At 75.0% G+C, this 8,569-nt stretch carries 8 protein-coding genes; 2 read left to right on the top strand and 6 right to left on the bottom strand.

The annotated features are described in order from the left end of the window. Nucleotides 1–222 precede the first annotated feature (222 nt). Nucleotides 223–948 (top strand): aggregation-promoting factor C-terminal-like domain-containing protein, encoded by a 726-nt coding sequence (locus ACRYR8_RS16000; RefSeq protein WP_432484783.1) that lies wholly within the window; start codon nt 223–225, stop codon nt 946–948. 10 nt (nt 949–958) lie between these two features. Here ACRYR8_RS16000 and ACRYR8_RS15995 read toward each other — a convergent pair whose 3' ends face one another. After that, complete coding sequence (locus ACRYR8_RS15995) at nt 959–1,837, bottom strand: DUF2470 domain-containing protein (protein WP_432484785.1); 879 nt, start codon at nt 1,835–1,837, stop codon at nt 959–961. Between the two features lie 171 nt (nt 1,838–2,008). On the opposite strand from ACRYR8_RS15995, the gene rpsD reads away from it, so the two are divergent. Continuing rightward, the gene (rpsD, locus tag ACRYR8_RS15990) at nt 2,009–2,617 is read left to right on the top strand and encodes a 30S ribosomal protein S4 (RefSeq protein WP_432484787.1); all 609 of its coding nucleotides are present in this window, start codon (nt 2,009–2,011) and stop codon (nt 2,615–2,617) included. A gap of 76 nt (nt 2,618–2,693) precedes the next feature. Here rpsD and ACRYR8_RS15985 read toward each other — a convergent pair whose 3' ends face one another. The 5 genes from ACRYR8_RS15985 to ACRYR8_RS15965 are packed head-to-tail and all read right to left on the bottom strand — an operon-like array spanning nt 2,694 to nt 8,518. Further along, nucleotides 2,694–5,390, bottom strand: a complete 2,697-nt coding sequence (locus ACRYR8_RS15985; protein ID WP_432484789.1) for an exo-rhamnogalacturonan lyase family protein — start codon at nt 5,388–5,390, stop codon at nt 2,694–2,696. Continuing rightward, nucleotides 5,387–6,079: a DUF1961 family protein gene (locus ACRYR8_RS15980; protein WP_432484790.1), complete on the bottom strand. Its 693-nt coding sequence runs from the start codon at nt 6,077–6,079 to the stop codon at nt 5,387–5,389. Before ACRYR8_RS15980 ends, ACRYR8_RS15985 begins: the two co-directional genes overlap by 4 nt. Beyond that, nucleotides 6,076–6,744 (bottom strand): rhamnogalacturonan acetylesterase, encoded by a 669-nt coding sequence (locus tag ACRYR8_RS15975; protein ID WP_432484792.1) that lies wholly within the window; start codon nt 6,742–6,744, stop codon nt 6,076–6,078. The genes ACRYR8_RS15980 and ACRYR8_RS15975 overlap by 4 nt, the downstream gene beginning before the upstream one ends. Beyond that, on the bottom strand, nt 6,741–7,622 hold the full coding sequence (locus ACRYR8_RS15970; RefSeq protein ID WP_432484794.1) for a carbohydrate ABC transporter permease: 882 nt from the start codon (nt 7,620–7,622) through the stop codon (nt 6,741–6,743). Before ACRYR8_RS15970 ends, ACRYR8_RS15975 begins: the two co-directional genes overlap by 4 nt. Further along, nucleotides 7,622–8,518, bottom strand: coding sequence for an ABC transporter permease (locus ACRYR8_RS15965; protein WP_432484872.1), 897 nt, complete (start codon nt 8,516–8,518; stop codon nt 7,622–7,624). Before ACRYR8_RS15965 ends, ACRYR8_RS15970 begins: the two co-directional genes overlap by 1 nt. Nucleotides 8,519–8,569 lie beyond the last annotated feature (51 nt).

Genomic DNA, 8,569 nt, shown 5'->3' with positions numbered 1-8,569 from the left:
TGTGTGCGTGTTTTGGTGCTGTTTTTGTTACTGTCTGCCCGCGGCGGGTGCCGCCCGCCCCGGCGCGGGCCGGGGCGCCCCCCCGGCCGGGCCGCCCAGCGCCCGGCCGCGGTGCCGCCCGGGCCCCACGGCCGCCGCCTCCAGCGCGAGGCGGCGGCGGCCCGCCGGCGGGGTGGACGCGACTCGACCGGGCGTGGGCCGGCGACCGAGGGAAGGTCCCGCGTGCCGACGACCCCCCAGCACCACACCTCCGGCCGGACCCCCGGCGAGCCGACCCCGGAGGGCGCCGCCGCCGCGGCGGGCCGCCCGGCCCGCCGCTGGTCGCGGCTCCTCGCCCCCGGCGTCGTCGCGGTCGGCGCCGCCGCCCTCGGCGTGGCCGCCCTGACCGGGGGACCGGCCCCCGAGGCCGAGGCCGCCGTGCCCGACCACCTCCTGGTCGCCGCCACCGAGCAGCTGCGGGTCGAGCACTCCGCGGCCTGGTTCTCCGCCCGCGAGGACCGCGCCGCCGCCGACGCCCGCGTCGAGGCGGAGCGCGTCGCCGCCGAGGAGGCCCGCCTGGCCGCCGAGGCGGCGGCCGCCGCCGAGGCCGCCCGTCTGGCCGAGGAGGCCCGGGCCGCGGCCGCCGCCGCGGCCGCCCGCAGCGCGCAGCGCGACCCGCGCTCCGTCGCCCGCGCCCTGGTCGCCGAGCGCGGCTGGGGCGAGTCGCAGTTCTCCTGCCTGGACTCGCTGTGGACCAAGGAGAGCGGCTGGCAGTGGGATGCGGACAACCCCACCTCCAGCGCCTACGGCATCCCTCAGGCCCTGCCGGGCAGCAAGATGGCCTCCGCCGGCGCGGACTGGGAGACCAACCCCGTCACCCAGATCACCTGGGGCCTGCGCTACATCGAGAGCCGCTACGGCACCCCGTGCTCGGCCTGGTCGCACTCGCAGGCCAACAACTGGTACTGAGCCCGCGGCGTCAGCCGGTCACCCCGCCGCACGGGCAGCCCAGCGCCGCGCACAGCGACGGGCGCAGCTCGTGCGGCCCGCCGGCGGGCCGGGGGAACGGCGCCCGCAGCACCCGCGTCCCCGAGCCGACGGTGACGAGCACGTCCAGGCCGTAGCGGTCCAGGCCCACGACGGACACCTCGCGGGTGCGCGCCGCCTCGCCGGCCGGCAGCTCGCGCAGCACCCACGCCACCAGCGCGTCGCGGTGCCCGGCCTCCAGGTGGGACACCACGCCGTCCTCGTCGGCGTAGAAGGGGTCCGCGGTGGCCGCCGCGACGGCGTCCTCGTCCAGCAGGTGCACGCCCTGGGCGGTGGTGACGCGCACGTCGGCGACCTCCAGGCGCCACAGGGCCCGGGTGGTGCCGACGTCCAGCAGCGCCCCCAGGGGCCGCACCGCCGCCGCCGCCTGCGCCAGCTCGCGCTGGCCGGCCGCGTCCACGCGCTCGACCCAGCCGGTCACGCACAGCCGGGCGCGCGGCAGCGCCGCCTGCCCCGGCGGCACGTCCAGCACGTCCAGCACCGCGGGGACCCCCGAGGCCCCCGCCGGCGCCCCCTCCGCCGCCTCGGCCAGCTCCACCAGCCGCTCGTGCAGGGCGTCGCCGGTGCCCACGAGCAGCAGCAGCGCGCCGGAGGCGTCGGCGAGGTGCTGCACCCGGTGCGCGTCGGTGCGGCCCGCGCCGCGCGCACCGGTCGCACCGGTGTCGTGCACGGCGGGACCGTGGTGCGGGCAGCCGCCGGCCGCGTCGGTGCGGGGCAGGTGCAGGGTGCCCGGGACCGTCCCCTGGGCCAGGGTGCGGGCCCACTGCGCGGGGGTGGTGCGCAGCGGCAGGGGCTCCGGTGTCGAGGGCACCTGCCCGCAGGCCGTAGAGTTGGGAGCGGTGCGCTCCGAATGCTCGCTCGGTGCCGTGGTCCACCTGGTCACGTGTGCCTCCTCGGAGCGCGATCGTCCTGACCTCGCGGCAGCAGCCGCGTCGAGCTCGTCTCGACTGAGGTCAGGCTAACCTTACGATCTGGAGGAAGAATGAACAACGCGCGTCCCAAGGTGCGCATCAGCCGTGCCCTGGGGGTGGCCCTCACCCCGAAGGCCGCCCGCTACATGGACCGCCGCCCGTACCCGCCGGGCATGCACGGCCGCAAGCAGAAGAAGGCGTCGGACTACGCCACGCAGCTGCGCGAGAAGCAGCGCCTGCGCTACCAGTACGACGTCAGCGAGACGCAGCTGCGCCGCGCGTACGACCTCGCCAAGCGCAAGCCGGGCAAGACGGGCCAGAACCTCGTCCAGCTCCTGGAGACCCGCCTGGACGCGGTCGTGTGGCGCGCCGGTTTCGCCCGCACCATCTACCAGGCGCGCCAGATGGTCGTGCACCGCCACATCGTGGTCGACGGCCGCCGCGTGGACCGCCCGTCCTTCCGGGTCGTGCCCGGCCAGGTCGTCGAGGTCGCCCCGCGCAGCAAGTCCAAGACCCCGTTCATCGTGGCCGCCGAGGGCGGCTGGAGCGAGAACGAGATCCCCGGCTGGCTGGACGTCGCCCGCCAGGACCTGACCGCCCGCGTGCAGGCCCTGCCCGTGCGCGAGCAGATCCCGGTGACCTGCGACGAGCAGCTCGTCGTCGAGTACTACTCGCGCTGAGCCCCGCTCAGCACCCCGGCGCCGAGGGCGCCGGTCCCCGCGAGGGGGCCGGCGCCCTCGGTGCGTGCGGGCGGGCTCAGCCCAGGGCGTCGCCGGCCAGCGCCAGGTTCTGGATCGCGGCCAGCGAGAACTGCGCGGCGTCGTTCGTGGACAGCGTGCGCGCCTCGTCCACCGCGGTGAGCACCTCCGGCGGTTCCAGCCGCCGCCGCGTGAACGCCTCCGCGCGCAGGAACTCCCCGCCGCGCTCGAACTCCTGCCACGCCCGGCGCGCCAGCGCCGCGTCGCCCGTGCGGGCCGCCGCGTACGCCGTCAGCCGGCTGTGCGCCTGCTCCAGGTGCGTGCCCTCCAGCGGGGCGCCCACCTCCGCCGCCTGCTCGGCGGCGGGCGCGTTGAACAGCCTGCAGTAGCGCAGCCAGGCCGCCTCGAACGCCGCGCCCACCTCCGTGCCCGCGGTGAGGTCCACCAGTTCGCTGGCGATCTCCACCAGGCCGAACACCGCCGACAGGTGCGACACCGAGACCCGGTCGCGCGTGGTGTCGAAGCGGCCGCGGTCCAGGTCGTACAGCGCCTCACCGGTGAGGAAGCCCTGCGGCAGCGCCGCGATGTCCGCCATCGTGCCCAGCAGCCTCTCGCGCGAGCGCGCCGAGCCGGTGCGTTCCCAGTCCGCCAGCCACGTGGCCGCCAGCGAACCCCAGTCGGTGCCCAGGCCCACCGCCAGCGCCTCGCGGCGCGGGGCGTACGTGGCCGCGTCCTCGCGCACCTTGCGGGTCGGGTCCAGCGCCAGGAACGTGGTGTCGGAGTCCACCAGTTCCGCCATCAGGTCGCCCGTGTGCTCGTCCGCCGTCAGGAAGTGCAGGAACCTGCGGTAAGCGGGGTTGGAGATGCGCAGCTGCTTGGCGCTGCAGCCGAAGTGCTGCACGTTGTGCCGCGAGCCCAGGCCCGCCCAGCGGCCCAGGTGGTAGACGTCCACGTCGCCCGTGTGGCGGGTCATGGCGCGCGCCATGCGGAAGACGTCCGCACGGCCGGTGCGCAGGAAGCTGGTCCACAGCCACAGGTCCGGCGACAGCTCGGAGTTGTCCCACGCGTACCCGCCCACGTCGTAGCGCCACACGTGCCGGTCGGCGTCGTAGGCGTGCATGACGTCGCCGTGGTTCCAGAACCCGTACCAGCGGCGCTGCTCCACCTGGTCGAGGTAGAAGTCGAGCAGGAACTCCAGCCGGTCCTCCAGCGCCGCGCGCTCCGGCGTCGAGCGGTCCACCGGTGCCCAGTCGCCGAAGACGCCCGCGGCGTGCAGGGCCGCCGGGGTCGCCGCCAGCTGCGGTGCGGCGCCCGCCGCGCGGGCGTCGTCGGCCACCCGCTGCACCGGGGGGGTGCCCGGGTGCGCGGTGAACGTCAGCTCCGAGGTGCGGCCGGTGCCGTGCGCGTCCGCGAACCCCTCCTCGAAGTCCTCGTAGGTGATCTCCAGAGCCTCCAGCTGCGAGGCGTGGTCGGGCGTGGAGGCGCCGTCGTTGTAGGGGCGCAGGTCCATGGGCACGGCGTCCGGCGCCCACAGCCACGCCGTCACCTCCGCCACGTCCTCGCCGGCCCGCCCCGCCGCGCCGGCCACGTCCAGGCCGGCCGGGTGCGACTGCCAGAAGTCCGCCACCGCCACCGCCAGCGCCCCGCCGGGGTCGCCCACGCACACGTACCCGGCGGCCCGGGTCCCGGCCGCCGCACCCACCCAGCCGCGCCCGGGCCCCAGCCGCTTGGCGATGGTGAACCCGTCCGCGGTCGGCTGGCGCAGCCGGTACTGCGACCAGGCCGGCACGTGGTGCAGCAGCGCGGGCACCGGAGCGGTCCAGGACTCCACCGGGGGCGTCGCCCGCCCGGCGAGCTGCGCTGCGCGCACCTGCTCACCGGGGTCGCGGCGCAGCCCCGTGATCCCGCGCACCGCCTCGCGGAACACGCCGCCCTCGGCGCTGGCGAAGCGCACGTGCCGGTCGTGCAGCTCGGCGCGCAGCGGCACCTGCACCCGCACGCCCAGCGCGGCGAGGAAGTCGCGCTCGCCGTCGCCGTCGAAGACGAAGGAGTGCACCACGCCCACGCTGCGGGCGCCGGCGTGCACGACGAGGCGCACCGTGAACGGCAGCCAGGCGCGCTCGGCGCCGGCCGGGTCGGTGCCGCGGTGCCGCCCGCGCAGCCGCAGCACGGCGCGCACCGGGCCGCGCTGCTCGACGGCCACCTCCTCCACCGCGCCGTCGAAGGCCGTGCGCTCGTGCCCGGCGGGGTCGGCGGCCAGCTCGCTGACCAGCCGCGCACCCCCGGCCACCACGGTGCCGTCCAGCTCCAGCGACTCGAACAGCACCGGGCCGCGGCGGGGCACCCGCAGCAGCAGCCCCCCGGCGTCGACGACGACCCGCCCGCCGTCCTCGCTCACGCGCACCACCGGCGACCCGCCGTCGTGCAGCGGACCGGGGGCACCGGGGGCGACGAGCACCCGGTAGGCGGGGGAGGGGGCCGCTGTCGCCGGCAGCGCCACCCCGCTCCACTTGGTGCTGCCGTCCGGCCAGGTGGCGAGCGGCCAGAACTGCGCCGGCACCGCCGCACCCGCGGCGTCCACGACGCGCAGGCCCTCCGCGCCGCTCACCAGGCCCCGCGGCAGCGGCACCCCCAGGGTCGCGCCACCGGGCAGGTCCCCCGGTGCGGCGTCGTCGATCCAGCGCAGCGGCACCTCGTGCAGCGCGCCCCCCACCGGCCCGGCCGGGGCCGTCGTGGTCACCTCGTCCAGGCTCACGCCTGCTCCACCTCCAGGTCGCTCCAGCGCGCCACCAGGGGCGCCATCTGCCGGAACCCCACGCGCCCGGCCCCGGCGGCCGGGCCGGTGGCCCCGTCGTCGGCCCAGCGCAGCAGTTCCAGCCCGTCGATCGAGAACCTCACCCGCGGGCCGTCCTTGACGAGCTCCAGCCGGTAGGGGCCGTCCGCGTCCCCGTGCGGGGGCAGCGGGTCCGCGCCCTGCGCCACGAGGTGGAAACCCGGCGCCTTGCGCAGGTTGCAGGTCAGGAAGCGCCGCTCGCTCGCCCACTTGCGGCGGTAGAACGAGACGTGCACCGCCCGCACGTCCGAGGAGTGGTACTGCGGGTACAGCCCGGCGCGCGGGGCCAGGGCGGGGGAGAAGAGGTCCTCCCCGCCCGTGCCGGCGGCCCCGGCGAACACCATCGCCAGGCCCTCGCCCGACAGGGGCGTGAACCCCACCGACACGCGCACCGAGTCCCCGAACACCTCCGGGCACCAGAACGTGAAGTGCGAGGAGTCGGCGTCGGGATCGGCGGCCGAGCTGGTCAGCACGGTGCCGGCGGGACCGGGTTCGGCGACGACGGGGCCCTCGGCGACCCAGCCGGCCAGGTCGGCGGCGCTGCGCAGCGGGTTGCGGTAGGCGCCGGTCGTGCTGCCGGTGGTCGTGGTGCTGCTGCCGGTGGTGGTCACGATCCCTTCCCGTCCAGGACGGCGGGCAGCGCCCGCGCGACGTAGGCCGCGACGCCGCGCGCACCGCGGTGGCTGAAGTGGGTGTCGTCGGCCAGGCCGTCGGGCCAGCACGGGTGCTCGCCGGGGGCCAGGTGCACGAACAGCTTCATCGAGCGCTGCGGTCCCAGCTGGTCGTACCACCAGGAGGTGAAGACCTCCAGGTCCACCAGCGGCACCGCCTCGCGGGCGGCCAGCTCGCGCACCGCGGCGGGGTACTCGCCCAGCGTGGGCTCCAGCACGGCGCCGGTGAACCGGCGCCGTGCCACGGACGTGCACAGCACCGGTCTGGCACCGGCGTCCCGCGCCTCGGCGACGAACGCCGCGAGGTTCGCGCTGTACCCGCCGCGGGCGTCCAGCTCACCGGGCCTCTTCTGGTCGTTGTGCCCGAACTGCACGACGACCACGTCGCCCTCGGCGGTGCGCGACAGCAGGTCCGCCCAGCGGCCCTCGTCGCGGAAGGACGCGGTGCTCGCCCCGCCGACGGCGAGGTTGCGCACCGCCCAGCCGGACACCTGACCCAGGTGGGCGCCCCACCCGGACATCGGCTCCTCGGCGGCCGGGCAGGCGGCCACCGTCGAGTCCCCGGCCAGGTGCACGCGAAGCGGCCCGCGCTGCGGCGCGCTCACCCCTTCACCGAGCCGATGAGCATGCCCTTGGCGAAGTGCTTCTGCAGCAGCGGGTAGAACAGCAGCACGGGCAGCGTCGCCACCGCGATGACGGCCAGCTTCATGCCCTGCTCCGGCGGGACGTAGTTCGGGTCGATCTCGCCGGAGGCCATCTCCGCGCCGGCCGTCACCTGCCGCAGGAACACCTGCAGCGTCCACATGTCCGGGTCGTTCAGGTACAGCAGCGGCGACATGAAGTCGTTCCAGATGCCCACCGCGTAGAACAGCGTGAACGTCGCCAGGACCGGCTTGGACAGCGGCAGCACGATGCGCAGCAGCACCCCGACGTCGGTCGCACCGTCGATGCGGGCGGACTCCTCCAGTTCCGGGGGCATCGCCTGGAAGAAGTTCTTGATGATGATCAGGCTGAACGGGTTGATCGCCATGGGCAGGACCAGCGCCCAGTAGGTGTTCAGCAGCCCCAGCTCGCGCACGACGAGGAACGTGGGGATCATGCCGGCGGAGAAGACGAGGGTGACGACCACCATGCCCAGCACGAGGTTGCGTCCCGGCAGGGACTTCTTCGCCAGCGGGTACGCCATCGTGACCGTCAGCAGGAGCTGGATCGCGGTGCCCACCACGGTCACGAGGACGGTGGTGACCATGGCGCGGACGAACGCGGGGGAGGAGAGGATGGAGCGGTAGGACTCCAGCGTCCACTCCTCCGGCCACACGAAGAACGCGCGACGGGACAGTTCGGCCTCCGTCGCGAACGAGCCGGCCATCACGTACAGGAACGGCAGGACCGCGGCGAGGCCGATGACGCTGAGAACGACGACGTTCGCGACGTCGAACACGCGCCCGGCCGGGGTGTTGAAGCGGTAGCGCTCACGGGCCATCAGAAGATCCCCGATCCGTCGAGCTTCTTGGCGAGGCGGTCGGCGCCGAGCACCAGCACCACGCCGACGATGGCCTTGAACAGCCCGACGGCGGTGGAGTAGCTGTAGGCGCCCTGGGTGATGCCGACGAAGTAGACGTAGGTGTCGAAGACGTCCGCGACGCTGCGGTTCAGCGCGTTGGTCATGAGGTAGATCTGCTCGAAACCGGTGTTGAGGATCTGCCCGATGGCCAGCACCAGCATGATGACGATCGTGCCGCGGATGGACGGCAGTGTCACGTGCCAGACCCGCTGGAAGCGCCCCGCCCCGTCGACGATCGCGGCCTCGTACTGCTCCTGGTCCACCGTGGCCAGCGCGGCCAGGAAGATGATGGTGCCCCAGCCGGTGTTCTTCCAGACCTCCTGCGCGACGATGATGGCCCGGAACCACTCGGGATCGGTCAGGGGGGTGGCCTCTGAGCCGGTCACGGTCTGGATCAGCTGCAGCAGCGGGCCGGCGTCGACCGACAGCAGCAGGTACGTCAGGGAGGCGACCACCGTCCAGGACAGGAAGTGCGGGATGTAGACCAGCGTCTGCACCGTGCGCTTGAGCAGGTTCAGCCGCACCTCGTTGAGCAGGACCGCCAGGACGATCGTCAGCGGGAACGCCACGCACAGGTTCAGCAGCGCCAGGACCAGCGTGTTGACCAGCAGCCGGGGGAAGTCGGGGTTGGTGAAGAAGTCCGTGAAGTGGGCCAGGCCCACCCACGGGCTGTCCGTGATGCCGAGGAACGGCACGTAGTCCTTGAAGGCGATGACCGCCCCGCCCATCGGGGCGTAGCGGAACACCACGAAGTACGCGACGCCGGGCAGCAGCAGCAGGTACAGCCAGGAGTTGCGGCGGACCCGGGCGGCCACCCGCCGCGAGGGGTCGGGGCCACGGACCCCGACCGCCTCGCGGACGCCCCT

This window comes from Kineococcus esterisolvens, from assembly GCF_050871405.1.
Lineage (GTDB): Bacteria > Actinomycetota > Actinomycetes > Actinomycetales > Kineococcaceae > Kineococcus.
The sequence above is the reverse complement of the archived record's forward strand: the minus strand, read 5'-3'. Positions and strand labels throughout refer to the sequence as shown.